This is a genomic window from Streptomyces sp. ITFR-21, assembly GCF_031844685.1.
In the GTDB taxonomy this organism is placed as follows: domain Bacteria; phylum Actinomycetota; class Actinomycetes; order Streptomycetales; family Streptomycetaceae; genus Actinacidiphila.
Window position 1 is genome coordinate 1,027,689 of the sequence record NZ_CP134605.1, and the last position, 16,070, is coordinate 1,043,758.

Consider the following 16,070-nt stretch of genomic DNA (forward strand, 5'->3'; position numbering starts at 1 on the left):
ACTGACAATCGGCCCCGGCACCTGCTCACGACTCGCCCAGCCTGCGGTAACGCGCTCTGCGGGCGGCGGTTCGCACCCGCGGGTCGAGAGTGCGGAGCGTGGCGAGTTCGGCACCGAGCAGGGCGGCGAGGCCGCAGAGAAAGGAGTCGGGGTCGTCCGCCGCGTCGGGGTGTTCGGGGACGATCACGTCGGCGATGCCGTGGGCGAGCAGCGCGGGCGCGCCGATGCCCTGGCGTTCGGCGAGTTCGGCGGCGCGGTCGGTGGTGCGGTGCAGGATGACGGAGGCGCCCTCGGGCGGCAGTGGCGACAGCCAGGCGTGCCGCGCCGCGAACACCCGGTCGGCGGGCAGCAGGGCGAGCGCGCCGCCGCCCGCGCCCTGACCGAGGATCAGGCACAGCGTGGGCGCGCGGAGCGTGACGAGGTCGGCGAGGCTGCGGGCGATCTCGGCGGCGAGCCCGCCTTCTTCGGCCTCTCGGGACAGTGCCGCGCCCGCCGTGTCGATCACGGTGAGCAGCGGCAGGCCGAGTTCGGCGGCGATCCGCATACCGCGGCGCGCCTGGCGCAGCCCGGCCGGTCCGAGCGGCCGGGCCGCCGGGGCCGCCGGGCCTTTCGCGGCGCCGCGGTCGTGGCCGAGCACGACGCAGGGCGTCGGGCCGAAGCGGGCCAGGGCCAGCAGCAGACCGGGGTCGCGCTCGCCCGCGCCCGTACCGCTGAGCGGGGTGACGGACGCGGCGTGGCGCAGCAGGTCCCGCAGTCCGGGGCGCTCGGGGCGGCGGCTGCGGCGCAGGGAGTCGGCGGTGTCCCCGGCGGGTTCGGGCGCGGGCGGTGCGGGCCGTGACACCGCCGCGGCCTCGGTCTCGGTCTCGGCTCCGCCGGGGTCCGGCCGCTGCCGTCCGCACAGTACGTCGAGCACGGTCGCGGTCACGGCGGCGAGCGATGCGGCGGGCAGTACCGCGTCGACCAGGCCGTGGGCGTGGAGGTTCTCCGCGGTCTGCACGCCTGAGGGGAACTCCTCGCCGTAGAGGGCGTGGTGGACGCGCGGGCCGAGGAAGCCGATGAGCGCGCCGGGTTCGGCCGAGGTGACGTGCCCGAGCGAGCCCCATGAGGCGAGGACCCCGCCGGTGGTGGGGTGCCGCAGGTGGACGAGGTACGGCAGCCCCGCGGCCTTGTGGTCGGTGATGGCCGCGGCGACCTTGACCATCTGCAGGAAGGCGATGGTTCCTTCCTGCATCCGGGTGCCGCCGGAGGCGGGTGTGGCCAGCAGCGGCAGCCGTTCCCGGGTGGCCCGTTCGACGGCGTCGGCGAGCCGGGTGCCGGCGGCGACGCCGATGGATCCGCCGAGGAATCCGAACTCGCCCGCGACCAGCGCGACCCGGCGGCCGCGGATCCGTCCCTCACCGGTGATGACCGACTCGTCCAGGCCAGTACGCTCCCGGGCCGCGAGCAGAGCGGCGCGGTAGTCGGCGGTTTCGGGGAGCTCGGTGCGGGGTTCGTCCCAGCGGATCCAGCTGCCGGGGTCGGCCACGGCCGCGATGATCCGTGCCGCGCCCGGTCGGCGGTGAACGGCGGTCACCGGGCCGGGCGGAGGGGGCCGGACGGGATCGGCCGGGTCGGCGTGTCGCCCGCTGCCGGCGCGTCCCGCGGTGCGGGCGCACGGCCCGGTTCCGGTGCGCGGCGCCCGCCGCGGTCGGCGGGCGCGACGAGCCGGGCGCGGGCGTCGTCAGGATACGGTCGGCGTTCCACACACCCTCTTATACGCGAACGAACCACCGATCCGGGCGGCCGGACGGCAGCGGACCCGGGATGTCGGGCCGGTTCCGTGACGGCTGCGGGCCGCTGGCTGCTGGCAGGGGCAGCGGGTTCGGGCAGCAGGCAGCAGGAGTTGTGCGGCCCGCCGCCTCCGCGTCCCGCCCGGCCCCTCCGGCGCGGCGGACGGTGCCGCGCGGGGGCCGGGCGGTGCGGGGGCCGGGCGGTGCGGGGGCCGGGCGGTGCGGGGGCCGGGCGGTGCGGGTCGCCGCGGACCTCGGCCGCGGCGACCCGCCGGGCGACGGCTCCCCGTGCCGCCGCCGCGGGTGTCACCGCCGTGCGGATCCGGACGGCAGACCCTAGCTGAAAGCCGACAGGCAGTCGGTCGTGGTGGCGTGCGCGGGGTCGAGCGCGTTCGCCGCCTCGTGGAAGGCGATGCGGTCGGTGAGGCCGATGGTGACGTGCTCGGAGAGGTCGACCGCGCACAGGTTCTGCAGCACGACGTTGTGCACGTTCGGCCCGGACAGCGCCTGGGTGGTGTACGGCGTGACCACCTCGTCGTAGATCGTCGAGATCACCGTGTAGCGCACGCCGGGCACGGTGTCACCGCCTGCGTTGAGTTTCTGCTGGAAGGGCGAGCCGGCCACCTGGTCGGTGAGTCCGGGGAGGTGGGAGTCCAGGAATCCGGCGGCGCCGGGGAAGTACGGGAGGATCGCGGTCAGTCCGTCCAGCGTCGTGCCGTGGTTGTCCGGGGCCAGCGCGACCAGGGCGTTCACCTTGGCGGCGCCGCCGAGGAACTTCAGGTAGTACCGCGGCATCATGCCGCCCTGCGAGTGGCCGACGATGTCGACCTTGGCGGCGTGGGTGGCGGCGAGCACCCGGTCGGTGAAGTCGGACAGCTGCTGCGCGGAGTCGGCGATCGGCCCGAGGCCGCCGACCAGCGTCTCGCCGGGGAGCATGCCGTAGTCGAAGGAGAAGACGCAGTAGCCGCGGTCGACCAGGTAGGGGGCGAAGACCAGCCAGTTGTCGGTGGCGTTGGCGAAGGTGCCGTGCACGAGGACGACGGGACGCGGGTGTTGGGCCGAGGGACGGCAGGAGAAGTCGTTCCAGCCGCTGGTCGGGGCGGAACGGGCGGACGCGGCGGCGATGGGAAGGGCGGCCATCGCCGCGGCCAGGCAGAGCGTGACCAGCAGTCGCCTCCAGGACAGCTTCATGTGATCTCCTCGCGGGGTCGGAAGGTGAACGCGCAGACGGCACACACGCCCTGTGATCCGGATCACTGTCGCTGGGCTCAGCGATAAGTTACGCGCGAGTAGCAATCGGTGCCTAGTTACGCGCGGGTAAAATAATCCGGCGCGGCGCGGCGCGGGCGGTGCCGCCGCCGCGTCCGGACCGGCGGGGTCGGCGGGATCAGTCGGATGAGTGAACTTCCCGGCGGGCGGCGGGGGATGGGCGCGGCACGGAACAAGCGATGTGTCGAACGTGTTACCGGCTACGTCTACGTAGATCCACCCGCGCCCGCGCCGTCGAGATCCCCCGGAGTGACCATGAGCCAGCCGCCCGCCGCCAGCCCGCTGTTCGATCTGCTGAAGGAGAACAGGACCGGGGTGCTCGCCACCCTCAAGAGGGACGGCAGGCCGCAGCTGTCCACCGTGTCGTTCGCCTACGACGAGGCGAGCCGGCTCATCCGGATCTCGGCGACCGACGACCGGGCGAAGACCCGCAACCTGCGCCGGGACCCGCGGGCCAGCTTCTACCTCTCGACGCCCGACCTGTGGTCGTATCTGGTCGCCGAGGGCGATGCCGAGGTGACCCCGGTGGCCGCCGACGCGGGGGACGCGGTGGTCGAGGAGCTGGTGGAGCTCTACCGGACGATCCAGGGCGAGCACCCGGACTGGGACGAGTACCGGGCGAAAATGGTCACCGAACGTCGGCTGATCATCAAGCTGCGCGCGGACCGGGCCTACGGCTGGGGCCGGGGCCTGGGGGCGACGAGCGGCCCGATCGACTGACCGCGGCCGCACGTCCGCGCGCCCCCGCCGTGTGCGTTCCACACGGCGGGGGCGCCGGCCGGCGGCCGGGAGGCCGCCGGGTCGACCGGGCTCGGGGCGGGGGCCCGGGGTGCCGGAACCCGGGACTCGGGCAACGGACCCGGGACCTCAGGGCTCGTCAGGACCCGGAGCCCGGCGCCGAAGGGGTCAGAAGACGCTGACCCCGTACGCGCTGAGCGCCTCCGTGACCGGCTGGAAGTACGTCGTCCCGCCCGAGGAGCAGTTGCCGCTGCCGCCCGAGGTGAGGCCGATCGCCTTGGTGCCGTCGTAGAGGGAGCCGCCGCTGTCGCCGGGCTCGGCGCAGACGTTGGTCTTGATCAGGCCCGAGACGACCTCGCCGTTGCCGTAGTTCACGGTGGCGTTGAGCGCCTGGACGGTGCCGCTGTGGATGCCGGTGGTGGAGCCGCGGCGCTTGACCGCCTCACCGACGAACGCGTTGGCGGCGCTGGTGATGTCCTGGCTGCCGACCGTGCCGTCGTGGGCCACGGTGGAGTCGTAGCGGACGATGCCGTAGTCGTTGCCGGGGAAGCTCGACCCGGTCGTCGGGCCGATGTACGTACCGGAGGCGGTGTAGTACGCGGGCAGGCCCTCGGTGCAGTGGCCGGCCGTCAGGAAGTAGTACGTGCTGCCGCTGCGGACGTTGAAGCCCACCGAGCAGCGCCACTGGGTGGTCTGCACCGTGTCGCCGCCGGACAGCAGCTTGTTGAAGGTGCCGGAGACGCGGGTGATGTGGACCGCGTCGCCGTAGGCGGCGGTGGAATGCCGCAGCCGGGCCAGCTGAGCGGCGGTGACCCGGCTGTCGACGTTGACTTCCAGGGTGTTGGTGCGCGCGTCGACCGACCAGGCGGTGCCCGCGACGTCCGCGGTCCTGGCCGCGTCACCGGCCTTGAGCAGCTGGGCGGTGCTGTGCTCGACGAGGCGCGCGGTGGCACCCGTGGTGCGGACAGCGTCGGCCGCGGCCCGGGTGGTCACGTTGACGACGGTGGTCTTGGCTGCGCTGTCGTAGTACGTGCCCGCGGTGGCGTCGGCGCCCAGGTGCGCGACCAGGGACGCGGCGGCGTCCGGGGTCGCCTTGGGGGCGGGAGCGGCGCTGGCGGCCGGGAGGGCGAAGGCGGTCGCGGCCAACAGGCCGGAGGTGACCGCGATCAGCTGTATGCGTCGGGTGGACTTCACTCGTTCCTCCTGTGGGGGTGGAGGTGGGTGGAGGGTGGTTGCACGGTGTACCGATTTGTCGGTGTACCGTCAGAACGACACCGATAAACGAACGCCTCATGCGTCTGACGAGTACTCATGGGAGTATTCAGACCTCACAGGAAACACACAAGGGGGCCTCTTGCCCCGGATCCGCCGGGCACAGCAACGCCCCGGCGGACCAGAGGTCCACCGGGGCGTGCCGGACGATGCCGCCGTATGCCGTCTCAGCTGCTGAGAACCGCCCGCTCCCCCGCTTCCAGCGGGAACGGCAGCGCGTTGCCGGGCGGCGGGAACGGGCAGATGAACGCGTCGGCGAAGGCGCACGGCGGCAGCGACGTACGGTTCAGGTCGACGGTCACCGAACCGTCCGCGGCCGGCGCGGAGGTGTATACGTTGCGGAAGCGGAAGGACGTCTTCCCGCTCGTCCCGTCGGCGACGACGGCCCACAGCCCGCCGTCCGCCTGGACCGTGACGGACACGGTGTGCTCGGTGCCGTCCACCGTGAAGGTGAGTTCGCCGGCCAAACCGAGGCCGCGCTCGCGGCCGTCCGCGTTCGGCACCCGCACCGAGCGGGCGGTGTCGAACGGGCGGAAGACGCCGGGAACCACCCAGCGCCGCTCCCAGTCGAAGGCGTCGATCCCGGTGAACGCCCGCACAGCCGGGGAGTCGGCGTCCCAGACCCGGACCGCGAGCAGGCCCTCGCGGACGATCGCCAGCACCTTCCGTCCGTCCGGCAGGTGCAGCGGACGGCCCTCGGTCTCCAGAACGGTCTTCTCACCGTCCAGTTCGCGGACCACCGAGCCGTCCTCCAGCCGCCAGATGCCCGGCAGCCCGGGGATCACGCCGTCCGGCAGGTCGTCGAGCCAGTGCGTACCGGTCAGGGCCAGCAGGCCGTCGGCCGCGGCGACCGACTCGGCCCGCCCCTCGCGCCACTTCTCCCACTCGGCGACTGCCTGCTCATCGGTTTGTGTACTCATGTGCGCCAACCTTTCCATGCCGGAAACGGAAGCCAAAGACGATCTCGAAGCGTCGACCCGCGGTAGGCCGGGCGCCCGCTGAACCGCGTTGCCGGATCAGTGGTACAACCCGCGCGACGAAGGCATCCATTCCGCGCCCGCCGTCCACCGCCCGCGCCCCGGACGGCCGCGGCCGTCGGGCGCGCGGGCCGCCGCCCGCGCCTCGGGCACGGCCGTCCCGTCGGCGCGCCCCGCGTTCAACCGGTCCTGAGCCGCGATCCGCCGGGGCGGCCGTCGCGGGCCGCCCCCGCCGGCCGTTGCAGGCCGAGGTGTTCGCGAAGCGTCGCGCCCGGATGGAAGGCGCGGAACAGCCCGCGGTGCTGGAGGAGTGCCGCCGTGCCGTTGACGAAGCGCTCCAGATCGCGCCGGGGCTCGACCGGCACCGCGTGGAAGCCGTCCACCGCACCGGCCCGCTGCCAGTCCGCCATGAGCTCGGCCAGGTCGACCGGGCCGCCGCGGAACAGCGCCCCGCCGGATCCGTCGGGCACCGGGGCGACCACCGTGCCCGACTCCGGGCCGAGTTCGGCACCGCCGAGGTCGACGCGCAGTTCCCCGAGCACCAGCAGCCGGTCCGGGTCGCGGCCCCACTCCGCCGCCCGGCCGCGCAGTTCGGTACGTATCCGGTCCGCCTGGACCTGGCAGGCGGACCGGACGAAGGCGATGTCCGCATACCGGGCGGCGGTGGACCGGGCCGCGGGCTCGGTGGCGTCCACCGCGAGCACCGGCCGGCCCTGCGGCGGCCGGTGCTCGGCGCCCTCCAGGGTGTCCCAGGCCAGCACGGCCGTCCCGACCACGTCGGCCGCCGCCCGCCAGCGCGCCTCGGCCCGCTTCGGCGCCGGCTGCCCGGCCGCCGCTTCCGTTCCGTCGCCGCCCCCGGCGGGTCCGCCCTCCGGCGCGGTGACCGTCCAGCCCGCACGGCCCTGGCTCACCCGGTCCAGGCCCGCGACGCTCCGGGCCAGCTCGGCCGGGGCGGCGGAGGCGGCGGCCATGGCGGGCACCAGGCCGATCCGGTCGGTGGCGGACGCGACCCGGGCGAGGACCGCGAGCAGGTCGAGGGCGTCGAGGGCGTCGAGGACACCGCCGCCGGCGCCGCCGCCCAGCGTCACGAAGTCCAGCGCGCCGCGCTCGGCGAGCCGGGCCAGTTCCACGTAGTGGTCCGCGGTGTGCCGCCCGCGGCCGTCGATCGCGGCGGCGAGGTGCAGCAGGCGGGTACGCCGGTACGGAGCGGCGGCGGCCGCGGGCCGCGGGACGGCGGCGGGGGGCGCCGCGGAGGGGGGCGGGCTGGGAGGCGGGGTTTCGGCAGGCACGCGAAGGCTCCGTAGGACACGCGGAAGAGGCGGGAGACGCCTTCACACAGCCGCCGCGCCCCTCAACGCGGCTGGGTCCCCGAGGGGCCCTGTCCATGAGGCTATGCCGAGTCCGTCGCCGCCTGTCAAGCACGTCCGACAGGTGGACACGGCGTCTCAGCGCGGTTGACGGATCGGCCGCCCGGCTGCTGCACTGTGCGCATGCGTAGCTGTCAGCTGGTCACCCGCGGCCACATCGACTTCGGTCGGGTGTGGTCGGCGGCGTGTCGTAGCCACTGACCTTCTCCGACAGACGTCCGACGGATCGTCCTGTCTTCACACACGCATCGCTCAGCCGCTCCGGGCCCTCCCTCCGGCCCCCCGCGTCACCGCGCCCGGCTCGCTCCCGATCCGGCCGGCCGCCCGCCCGCCGACCGCAGCCCCCGAACGTGTCCGCCCGCCGCCCGCGGCGCCGGCCGGCGATCCCCGCCACCCTCCGACGCCGCCCGCGGACTCCGCCCCCGGTCGCGGCCCCGGAAGACCGTCTTCACCAGAAGGCGCGGACTGAGTCCCCGTCAGCGCCGCCGGTTGGAGCCGCCAGGGCCGGACTGCGACGATTCGCGGCGATCCGGGGGAATTGCCCGCGGCTGTCCCGCGGTGCCGGAAACAGCCCGTTCACCGGGCCCGGCCGGGAGGCCGCTTCCCCTTGGGACATACCGCGCCGGACCGGCCCGAAGATCCCGAACGCACCCGCCTCACCCCTACTGAGCTCGGCACTTCCGGCGCCAGGCAGGTTATCGGACCGGCATGCGGGGCAAGTACCGCCGTACGGCCCCGTGCATCACCCGCGCGTGAAGGAAGTTCCCATTAAACCGTCACCCCGCTTACCCCTGCCGCGGCCTGACGGTACGCCACTATCGTGTGTGCCAGTACCGTCACAAGTCGCCTGCATGGCGGCAATCCGCGTGGCACATCATCCACAACATGGACGAACATAGGAACAGCGGACGGTACGACCGCGTGTGAGAGAGGAGGCGTCCATGGGTTCGGTACGACGGGCGAGTGCCTGGCTGGGCCTCGTCGACGACAACGGCGGCGAGGGTTACTACGACGAGGAGTACGCCGACTACGGCGAGGGCTCCGAACGTGCGGACGCCTGGGTGACCGATCCGCGGGTGCGGGTGGCCAGCGAGTCGGCGCACGAGCAGGGCAACCGGATCGCCACCGTCACCCCGGACGGCTTCCGGGACGCGCGCGGCATCGGCGAACTGTTCCGGGACGGCGTACCGGTCATCGTCAACCTCACCGCCATGGAGCCCTCCGACGCCAAGCGCGTGGTCGACTTCGCGGCCGGCCTCACCTTCGGGCTGCGCGGCTCCATCGAACGGGTGGCCACCCGGGTCTTCCTGCTGACCCCGGCCGACTACTCGGTCATGAACGCCGACACCCGCCACGGCGGCGACCGCTTCTTCAACCAGTCCTAGGGCCTCACCGGACGGCGACGCGGAGGCCCTGGTCCGGGCGCGTCAGCCGCGGAACGCGTCGAGTCCGGTGAGTGCCTTGCCCAGGACGAGTTGGTGCATCTCCACCGTGCCCTCGTACGTGAGCACGGATTCCAGGTTGGTCGCGTGCCGCATGACGGGGTATGCGAGCGAGATCCCGTTGGCGCCCAGCACGGTGCGGGCGGTGCGGCAGATGCCGATCGCCTCGCGTACGTTGTTGAGCTTGCCGAAGCTGACCTGTTCCGGGCGCAGCCGCCCGGCGTCCATCCGCCGTCCCAGATGGTGGGCGAGCAGGATTCCCTTGTGCAGTTCCACCGCCATGTCGGCGAGTTTGGCCTGGGTGAGCTGGAAGCCGGCCACCGGCCGGCCGAACTGCACGCGGCCCTTGGCGTACTCCAGCGCGGACTCGAAGCAGGCGCGTGCGGCGCCCATCGCCCCCCACACGATGCCGTAGCGCGCGTGGTTGAGGCAGCTCAGCGGTCCGCGCAGCCCGGTGGCTCCGGGAAGCACCGCGTCGGCGGGCAGCCGTACGCCGTCCAGGACCAGTTCGCTGGTGACCGAGGCCCGCAGGCTCCACTTGTGGCGGATCTCGGGAGCCGAGAAGCCGGGGGTGCCGGCCGGCACCAGGAAGCCGCGGACGCCGTCCCCGGTCTGCGCCCACACCACCGCGACACCCGCCACCGAGCCGTTGGTGATCCACGTCTTGCGACCGTCGAGCACCCAGTCGGAGCCGTCGCGCCGGGCGCGGGTGGTCATGCCGGCCGGGTCGGAGCCGTGGTCGGGTTCGGTCAGGCCGAAGCAGCCGATCACCTCGCCGGCAGCCATCGGCGGCAGCCAGCGCTCCTTCTGCCCGTCGGAGCCGTAGCGGTGGATGGCGTACATCGCCAGCGAGCCCTGGACGGAGACCAGGGAGCGGATGCCGGAGTCGGCGGCCTCCAGCTCCAGGCAGGCCAGTCCGTACGGGACCGCGCCGGCGCCCGCGCAGCCGTATCCGGTCAGGGTCATACCGAGGGCCCCGAGGTCGCCGAGTTCGCGGGCGAGTTCCCGGACGGGGGGCAGTTCGCCGCGCTCGTACCACTCGGCCACGTGCGGGAGCACCCGGTCGGCGGCCCAGCCGCGTACGGTGTCGCGGATCGCGAGGTCCTCCGGGGCGAGGAGGTCGTCCAGGTCCAGCGGGTCGTACGGGTCGAAGGGGGTCCGGGAAGCGGTAGTCGCGGACATGGCTGGACCTCCGGCCTGGAATTCGACGGCTCGACGGGCGTGGACCTACGACGGCGTGGACAGCGGACAACGGACGGCCCCGCGGCGCGGGGACGCGAGGACGCGGGGACGCGACGACACGGACCGCGACGGACGCCGGCCGGAGGCGTGCCGCCGGGAAGGCCCGCCGACGAGAAAACTAGCAGTGCTCATCCCGGTCCGGCGCCGACGTTACGGCTCAGTCCCCCGCGCGTCCAGCCCGCGCGCCCGCGGCCCGCTCCCGACCCGCCGCCGGCCTGCCCGCCCCGGCCCCCGGAGCCGCCGGGTCGGCCGCCTCCCCGTCCGCCGGAACCGCGTCACCGCCCGGCGGCGGCCGATCCGGTCGCCGAGGGTGCCGAACAGGATCAGCAGCGCGGCGGCGACCAGCGGGTACGCGTCGACGATCCAGAGCAGTTCCTGCGAGCCGGGACGCAGGTCCTCGGTGCGCGCGGGCACGGCCACGTGCAGGACGGTGGCGTCCAGTGCCGCGATCAGCAGGCTCACGCACAGCACGGCCAGAACGGTCCACCGGCTGACCGGCCGTGTCACGGGCCCACCTCCACGGACGAGAGAGTGGTCAGCGTACGTGAGCGGTCGGCGCGCGCCCCTGGTCCAGCCGCCCGTCGGCGGGCCGCCCGGCGCCCGGTGGAGGTCCCCGGGCGGGCGGCGGCCGGACTATCAGGGGGGAAACCGCCGAGAAAGACCAGGGAAATAAGCGATAAATAAGAAGACGCCGGGTGTGGGCATCAACACCCGAACATAAACTCCACGACCTTCCCGAATTCGCCCCAATCGCGGCCCTTCAAAGAGGGCATGAGACCCGCTCCACATCACATCGTCATTACAAAGCAGCCTGTTCAGCCGTTCCATGCCGTCACACGCTGTAACGTCGATCCAGTGCGTACCGATGAGAGGCTCCGCCGCACGGTGGAGCACCCCACCAGGCGGGACCTACCGCGGATGAGCCGAACACGCGTCTGGTTGTTCGGCTTGACGCTGGCGGTCTACGCGGCGATCGTCGTCGGCGTTCTGACCACCTCCAAACTGGTGACGCTCGACTGGCAGGTCATGCTGTGGCGTCCCTACAAGCAATGGCCACAGATCCACGCGTTTCTGGACTACTTCGTGGTTCTCGGCCAGCGCGGTCCCACCGCCGTGATGGTGCTCGCCTGGCTCGGCTGGCGCTCCTGGCGCCACCGCACCCTGCACCCGCTGCTGGTGCTCGGCACCTCCCTGCTCTTGCTGAACGTCACCGTGGGCGCCGTGAAATACGGCCTGGGACGGCTCGGCCCGCATTACGCGACGACCGTCGGCTCCTCGGAGATGTTCGCCGGCGGCGATATATTTCCGTCCGGGCACACCGCGAACGCCGTGGTCACCTGGGGTGTGCTGGCGTACCTGGCCACCACCCAGCGGGCCCAGCGGCTGGGGTCGGTGGCCAGCGCGCTGCTCGCCCTCGGGGTGGGCGCGACCACGGTCTACCTCGGTACGCACTGGGTCAGCGACGTCCTGCTCGGCTGGGCGGCGGGCCTGCTGATCCTGCTGGCGCTGCCCTGGTTCGAGCCGGCGATGGCCCGTGCCGAGGACCTCGTCGCCGAAGGCTGGGAGCGCTGGCGGGAGCGCCGGCCCCGCTGGTCCGGCGTGCCGGTGGCCGGTCCCTCGCTGGTGGGACCGCGGGCGTCCGAGGACGACGACGAGGACAGCCGGGAGCCGGTCGGCGCCGGGTCGCAGACCGCGGTGTCGCAGTCGTCGGCCGTCCCGTCCGGCGGCGCCCAGAACGGCGCCGCGGCGCCCGGCGGTCCGTATCCGCCGGGCCGACCGCCCGCCGGGCGGGGTGAGCGCACACCGCTGTCGCCGGCCGGCAGCCGCCGCCCGCCGATGGAACGCACCGACCGCCCGGTCCGGCCCGCGACGCCTCTGGTCCACCAGCAGGTACGCGGCCGCGGCGGGGTCGGCTGACGCCTTCCGCCGGACCGTCCGGCCCGCGCCGGGAGCGCGTGCCGGGCGGCTCAGCCGAGCCAGCAGCGGCGCACCCGGCCCGCGTCGACCATGAAGTTGATCCGGCCGGCCTGGTACTCCATGGTCACCACCGCGCCGGGCGGGAGGGTGCGTACCGTGGTCCAGCCGCGCTCGCGGGCCTGGTCCTCCGCGGTCTGTCCGGCCAGGCCGAGATACGCGTCCAGGTCGTCGTGCGGATTGCTGTCGGAGAAGTTCGCTTGCGGCTCCATGGAGCCACCGTATGCGGCGTCGGCGTGATTTGTACCCGAATACTCGGCAGTAGATATCACCGCCGCACACCATTCCGTCACATCATCTTCATGGTTTCCACCCTGGAGGTGGCCGTGGCCGCCCGGCCCTGGCCCGTTCACCCCCGGCGGGCTCTGCGCAGCGCCGCCCCCGCGGTGTCGGCGGCGGACAGTACGCCGCCCGCCGCCCGCGCGGCGCCGGCGCGCGCGGCGGACCGGGCCCGGTGGCCCGGCAGGGCGCGCACGGCCAGCAGCGCCCGGAAGATCCGCAGGTGGCGGTCGGCGACGGCGGCCGGGTCGTAGCGGCCGGCCAAGGCCAGCGCCGCGCGGCCCATCGCCCGGCGGCGCCCGTCGTCCTCGATCAGGGTGAGCAGCGCGGCGGCGACGGCCGCCGGATCGCGCGGCGGCACCAGGAACCCGGTCACCCCGTGGCGGACGATCTCGCGCGGGCCGAGCGGGCAGTCGGTGGCCACCACCGGGAGGCCGGCCCGCATGCCCTCGACGATGGTCATGCCGAAGGACTCCGTGGTGGAGGTGACCGCGAGCACCGACGCCCTGGCGAGTTCGGGTTCCAGCGGGGCGACCGGGCCCATCAAGGTGACGTGCCCGCCGACGCCGAGTTCGGCGATCAGCGCGGCCAGGGCCGCCTCCAGCTCGCCGCCGCCGTAGAGCCGCAGCGTCCAGTCCGGTCGGGCGGCGCTGACGACGGCGAAGGCGCGGATCAGGTCGTCGTAGCGCTTGGCCTCGGTGAGCCGGCCGGCGGCGACCACGACCGGGGCGGTGCAGTCGGAGAGCACGGCGCCGGCGGCCGGCGCGCAGTTGGGGACGGCGGTGACGCGTACCCCCGGCATCCTGCGGCGGTAGACGGCCGCGTCCGCCCCGGTGGTGGTGGTCACCGCGTCCAGCCCGGGGTAGTGGCGGCGCAGGGCCAGGACGAGCCGGGTGGAGTGGGTGTCGAGGGTCAGGTGCTCCTGGGCGACCCGGACCAGCCGGCGCGGGGCCTGCCGGGCCAGGTGCACGTTGAGGCCGGGCCGGGTGCCGACCACCACGTCGGCGTCGAGTCCGGCCAGGCAGCGGCCGATCAGCTCGTCGGTGAGCGCGCTGTACGCGGCGTACCGGCGGTCGGCGGCCGGGAAGACGGCGGCGGGCCGCAGTCGGCGCGGATCGTCCAGGACGCTGTCCGGGCCGTGCGGACGCAGGTCGGCGAGGTGGCGCAGCCGGATCCGCGGGTGGTGGCGGAAGGAGGGGTCGTCGCGGTCCCGGAACACGGAGACGATCTCCACGTCGTGTTCCGCGGCGAGTTGCCCGGCGAGGTTGTGGGTGGTGCGGACGGTGCCGCCGATGGCGTACGCGTTGTTCAGCAGGAAGGTGATGCGCACGGCGCTCCTGGGTCGGCCGGCCCCGGCGTGTCCCGCTCCCGTCCGCGCCGCGCCCCGCGTGCCGGGGCCGGCGCGGATGGGCGCCGGCCCCGGCGGCGTCGCCTCGGTGCGGCGGGCGGGTTCAGGGGTGCGTCGGCGCCGTCATGACAGGGCGAGGACGGCACCGACCGACAGCCGGTCCGGGTTCGGGCCGATCACCGCCTTGTTCAGCCGGTAGAGCCGCGACCAGCCGCCTTTGACGCCGTAGCGGTAGGCGATGCCGGAGAGGGTCTCGCCGGGGCGCACCGTGTGCGTGGCGTGTGCGGTGTGCGTGGCGTGCGCGTGCCCGCTCTGGGTGAGGCCGCGGGTGCAGGCCGGCCAGGCTCTCCAGCCCTGTACGCGCAGCACGGCCTCGGCGACCGCGATCTGCTCGGCGGAGGTGGCGAGGTCGGCGCGGGGGGCGTACTTCAGGCCGCCGAACTCCACCCACGTGGTCTGCCAGAACTGGAGCCCGCCGTAGTAGCCGTTGCCGGTGTTGATGTGCCAGCGGCCGCCGCTCTCGCAGCGCGCCACCTCGTCCCAGACCGACCGCGGCTGCGCGAGGGCGACGGGGGCTCCTTGGAGGGCGTCGGGCGCGGCCGCCGGCGGGGTCCACGCGGGCACGGCGGCGGCCTGGTCGGCGATCGCCGCCGCGGGCCGGGCGAGCGCCGTTCCGGTGGCGGGTGCCGCGGGTCCGCCCGGCGCCGCGGATCCGATGAACGCCGCGAAGCCGCCCGGAACCGTCCGGGCGGCCGGTGCCGCGTGCTCCGGGGAGGCCGCCCGCGCGGTCTGCGCCGCCAGCGGCAGCAGGGCGGCGGCGCCGAGCGCGGCGAGCGCCACGGCGGCGCGGACCCCGGCCGGCCACCCGCCGGCCGGCCACCCGCCGGCCAGCTCGGCCGCCGGCCCGCCCGCCGCCTCGGCGTCCGTCGGGACCCCCGAAGGAGCGGCTGACGGGCCGACGCCGCCGGGCGCGGCGCCCGCGGGACCGCCGGCGGCCGGCACCTGGCCGTCCCTCGTCGTACGGGTACCGGCGCCGTCGGCGCCGCCCAGACCCGTCGTACCGGCACCGGTCGTACCGGCACCCCTCGCGTCGGCACCCGTCGTACGGTTCTCCGTGGCGCGATTACCGACCGTGTCGCTATGACGATAGTTCGATGGTTCGGTCATCGGGCCACGCTAAGCAGGCCCCCGCCCGGCCCCGGCGGCAACGCGGCCCGCGTGGCGCGTGCCCCACCCGGGTGGACCACACCCAGGCGGGGCAGTTCATCCGATTGTCCGATCGAGCGGCGGACCGGGAGGCCGCCCCGGCCGCCCGGCGACGCCGGCCGCCCATCAGGCGGGGCCCACCCGCAGGGCGGTTCACCTGCCGGACACGCCCCCGGGCGGACGCGGCCACGGACCCGACGCGGTCACTGAGCGAACGCGGTCACCAAACAGGCACGGCCACCGGGCAGGCGTCACCAGGCCGGCCACCACGACGGGAGCGCCACCCCCGCGTGGACGGCCGTGCCGCGCACCGCTCCGGCCAGTGCGGGGCGCCGCGCGTCCCGGTCGGCCCGGACGGCGGACCGGGTGCGGCGCGGCACCGCGGTGTGCCGCGGCCGTGCGGCCTTGATCGTGGTCTTCCGCCTGGCGTGCTTCGCGGGCGCGGCCGGCTTCGCGGTGCCGGCGGGCGCGGCCGCCTTGTGGTGCTTGACCGCCGGCTGGTCCGCGGCGGGCGCCGAGCCGTAGGCCCCGGCCTTGCGGGCGCACACCGGCCAGGCGCCCCAGCCACTCGCGTGCTGCACCTTTGTCGCTATGGCGATCTGCTCCCCGCGGCTGGCCCGGTCGGCGGTGGACGCGTACGCGCCGCCGCCGTAGGACCGCCAGGTGGCGGCGGAGAACTGGAGCCCGCCGTAGTAGCCGTTGCCGGTGTTGATGTGCCAGTCGCCACCGCTCTCGCACTGCGCGATACGGTCCCAGACGGCGCCGTCCGCGGCCGACGACCTGCCCGCGGTGGCCAGCACGGCCAGCGGGGCGAGGGCGGCGACGCCGGTGAGCAGTGCGGTACGGCGGTACCTGCGACTCGAAGCCATGGATGTCCTCTCCACGGACCCGGGGTCCCCGTTGTCGCGCACAGGACGGGCGCCGCATCCCTCGGAGGAACGGCGCCCGTCCGAACCCGGGCGGTGCACTCTGCACACGGCGGGCGAATCTAGGCAGTGCCGCCACCAAGGGGCAAACAATTCCTTTTCCGCGCAGGCCAGTTGGCGTTTACCGTCGGTAACGAACGGCGGAATCAGACCTCTTGGCGGACGCGTATCGCCGTATGTACGGACACTCCGGACGCTGACCGTGAGTCACCTCACAGCGACAACTCGCGCCCTCCAGACGCTCGTTCGACGTACGGTGAG

General features: G+C 74.3%; 13 protein-coding genes and 1 pseudogene. 3 read left to right on the forward strand and 11 right to left on the reverse strand.

Annotated features, from left to right (window positions below; translation table 11 throughout):
• Positions 1-25: 25 nt before the first annotated feature.
• Entirely contained in the window at positions 26-1,525 is a 1,500-nt protein-coding gene (locus RLT57_RS04640; protein WP_311296085.1) for a carboxyl transferase domain-containing protein, read from the reverse strand.
• 580 nt (positions 1,526-2,105) lie between these two features.
• Positions 2,106-2,960 carry an esterase/lipase family protein gene (locus RLT57_RS04645; RefSeq protein WP_311296086.1) on the reverse strand — a complete coding sequence of 285 codons (855 nt, stop codon included), beginning with the start codon at positions 2,958-2,960 and terminating at the stop codon, positions 2,106-2,108.
• Positions 2,961-3,293: 333 nt separating this feature from the next.
• On the opposite strand from RLT57_RS04645, the gene RLT57_RS04650 reads away from it, so the two are divergent.
• Positions 3,294-3,758 carry a PPOX class F420-dependent oxidoreductase gene (locus RLT57_RS04650; protein ID WP_311296087.1) on the forward strand — a complete coding sequence of 155 codons (465 nt, stop codon included), beginning with the start codon at positions 3,294-3,296 and terminating at the stop codon, positions 3,756-3,758.
• 186 nt (positions 3,759-3,944) lie between these two features.
• Here the strand turns inward: RLT57_RS04650 and RLT57_RS04655 are convergent, their stop codons facing one another.
• The 3 genes from RLT57_RS04655 to RLT57_RS04665 all read right to left on the reverse strand — a co-directional run bounded on the left by RLT57_RS04655 (position 3,945) and on the right by RLT57_RS04665 (position 7,314).
• The gene (locus tag RLT57_RS04655) at positions 3,945-4,970 is read right to left on the reverse strand and encodes a S1 family peptidase (RefSeq protein WP_311296088.1); all 1,026 of its coding nucleotides are present in this window, start codon (positions 4,968-4,970) and stop codon (positions 3,945-3,947) included.
• 245 nt (positions 4,971-5,215) lie between these two features.
• Positions 5,216-5,968: a DUF1684 domain-containing protein gene (locus RLT57_RS04660; RefSeq protein ID WP_311296089.1), complete on the reverse strand. Its 753-nt coding sequence runs from the start codon at positions 5,966-5,968 to the stop codon at positions 5,216-5,218.
• 236 nt (positions 5,969-6,204) lie between these two features.
• Positions 6,205-7,314: an LLM class flavin-dependent oxidoreductase gene (locus tag RLT57_RS04665; RefSeq protein WP_311296090.1), complete on the reverse strand. Its 1,110-nt coding sequence runs from the start codon at positions 7,312-7,314 to the stop codon at positions 6,205-6,207.
• A 1,019-nt stretch (positions 7,315-8,333) separates the two neighbouring features.
• On the opposite strand from RLT57_RS04665, the gene RLT57_RS04670 reads away from it, so the two are divergent.
• Positions 8,334-8,777 carry a cell division protein SepF gene (locus tag RLT57_RS04670; protein ID WP_311296091.1) on the forward strand — a complete coding sequence of 148 codons (444 nt, stop codon included), beginning with the start codon at positions 8,334-8,336 and terminating at the stop codon, positions 8,775-8,777.
• A gap of 42 nt (positions 8,778-8,819) precedes the next feature.
• Here the strand turns inward: RLT57_RS04670 and RLT57_RS04675 are convergent, their stop codons facing one another.
• On the reverse strand, positions 8,820-10,016 hold the full coding sequence (locus tag RLT57_RS04675) for an acyl-CoA dehydrogenase family protein (protein WP_311296092.1): 1,197 nt from the start codon (positions 10,014-10,016) through the stop codon (positions 8,820-8,822).
• A gap of 336 nt (positions 10,017-10,352) precedes the next feature.
• Positions 10,353-10,583 (reverse strand): annotated as a pseudogene (locus tag RLT57_RS04680) (MFS transporter); the annotation flags it as partial.
• Between the two features lie 348 nt (positions 10,584-10,931).
• Between RLT57_RS04680 and RLT57_RS04685 the strand changes: the two are divergent.
• On the forward strand, positions 10,932-11,993 hold the full coding sequence (locus RLT57_RS04685; protein WP_399128033.1) for a phosphatase PAP2 family protein: 1,062 nt from the start codon (positions 10,932-10,934) through the stop codon (positions 11,991-11,993).
• A gap of 50 nt (positions 11,994-12,043) precedes the next feature.
• On the opposite strand, the gene RLT57_RS04690 is transcribed toward RLT57_RS04685, so the two are convergent.
• The 4 genes from RLT57_RS04690 to RLT57_RS04705 form a co-directional block, all read right to left on the reverse strand.
• Entirely contained in the window at positions 12,044-12,262 is a 219-nt protein-coding gene (locus RLT57_RS04690) for an I78 family peptidase inhibitor (protein WP_311296094.1), read from the reverse strand.
• Between the two features lie 137 nt (positions 12,263-12,399).
• Positions 12,400-13,659 (reverse strand): glycosyltransferase, encoded by a 1,260-nt coding sequence (locus RLT57_RS04695; protein ID WP_311296095.1) that lies wholly within the window; start codon positions 13,657-13,659, stop codon positions 12,400-12,402.
• A 141-nt stretch (positions 13,660-13,800) separates the two neighbouring features.
• Positions 13,801-14,844, reverse strand: coding sequence for a transglycosylase family protein (locus RLT57_RS04700; protein ID WP_311296096.1), 1,044 nt, complete (start codon positions 14,842-14,844; stop codon positions 13,801-13,803).
• Positions 14,845-15,134: 290 nt separating this feature from the next.
• Positions 15,135-15,752: a transglycosylase family protein gene (locus RLT57_RS04705; protein WP_311296097.1), complete on the reverse strand. Its 618-nt coding sequence runs from the start codon at positions 15,750-15,752 to the stop codon at positions 15,135-15,137.
• Between the last annotated feature and the right edge of the window lie 318 nt (positions 15,753-16,070).

What these genes read in the sequence shown, in the direction of transcription:
- RLT57_RS04705 (WP_311296097.1), bottom strand. Translation starts at nt 15,752, where the DNA reads ATGGCTTCGAGTCGCAGGTACCGCCGTACCGCACTGCTCACCGGCGTC.
- RLT57_RS04670 (WP_311296091.1), top strand. Translation starts at nt 8,334, where the DNA reads ATGGGTTCGGTACGACGGGCGAGTGCCTGGCTGGGCCTCGTCGACGAC.
- RLT57_RS04700 (WP_311296096.1), bottom strand. Translation starts at nt 14,844, where the DNA reads ATGACCGAACCATCGAACTATCGTCATAGCGACACGGTCGGTAATCGC.
- RLT57_RS04660 (WP_311296089.1), bottom strand. Translation starts at nt 5,968, where the DNA reads ATGAGTACACAAACCGATGAGCAGGCAGTCGCCGAGTGGGAGAAGTGG.
- RLT57_RS04645 (WP_311296086.1), bottom strand. Translation starts at nt 2,960, where the DNA reads ATGAAGCTGTCCTGGAGGCGACTGCTGGTCACGCTCTGCCTGGCCGCG.
- RLT57_RS04690 (WP_311296094.1), bottom strand. Translation starts at nt 12,262, where the DNA reads ATGGAGCCGCAAGCGAACTTCTCCGACAGCAATCCGCACGACGACCTG.
- RLT57_RS04650 (WP_311296087.1), top strand. Translation starts at nt 3,294, where the DNA reads ATGAGCCAGCCGCCCGCCGCCAGCCCGCTGTTCGATCTGCTGAAGGAG.
- RLT57_RS04675 (WP_311296092.1), bottom strand. Translation starts at nt 10,016, where the DNA reads ATGTCCGCGACTACCGCTTCCCGGACCCCCTTCGACCCGTACGACCCG.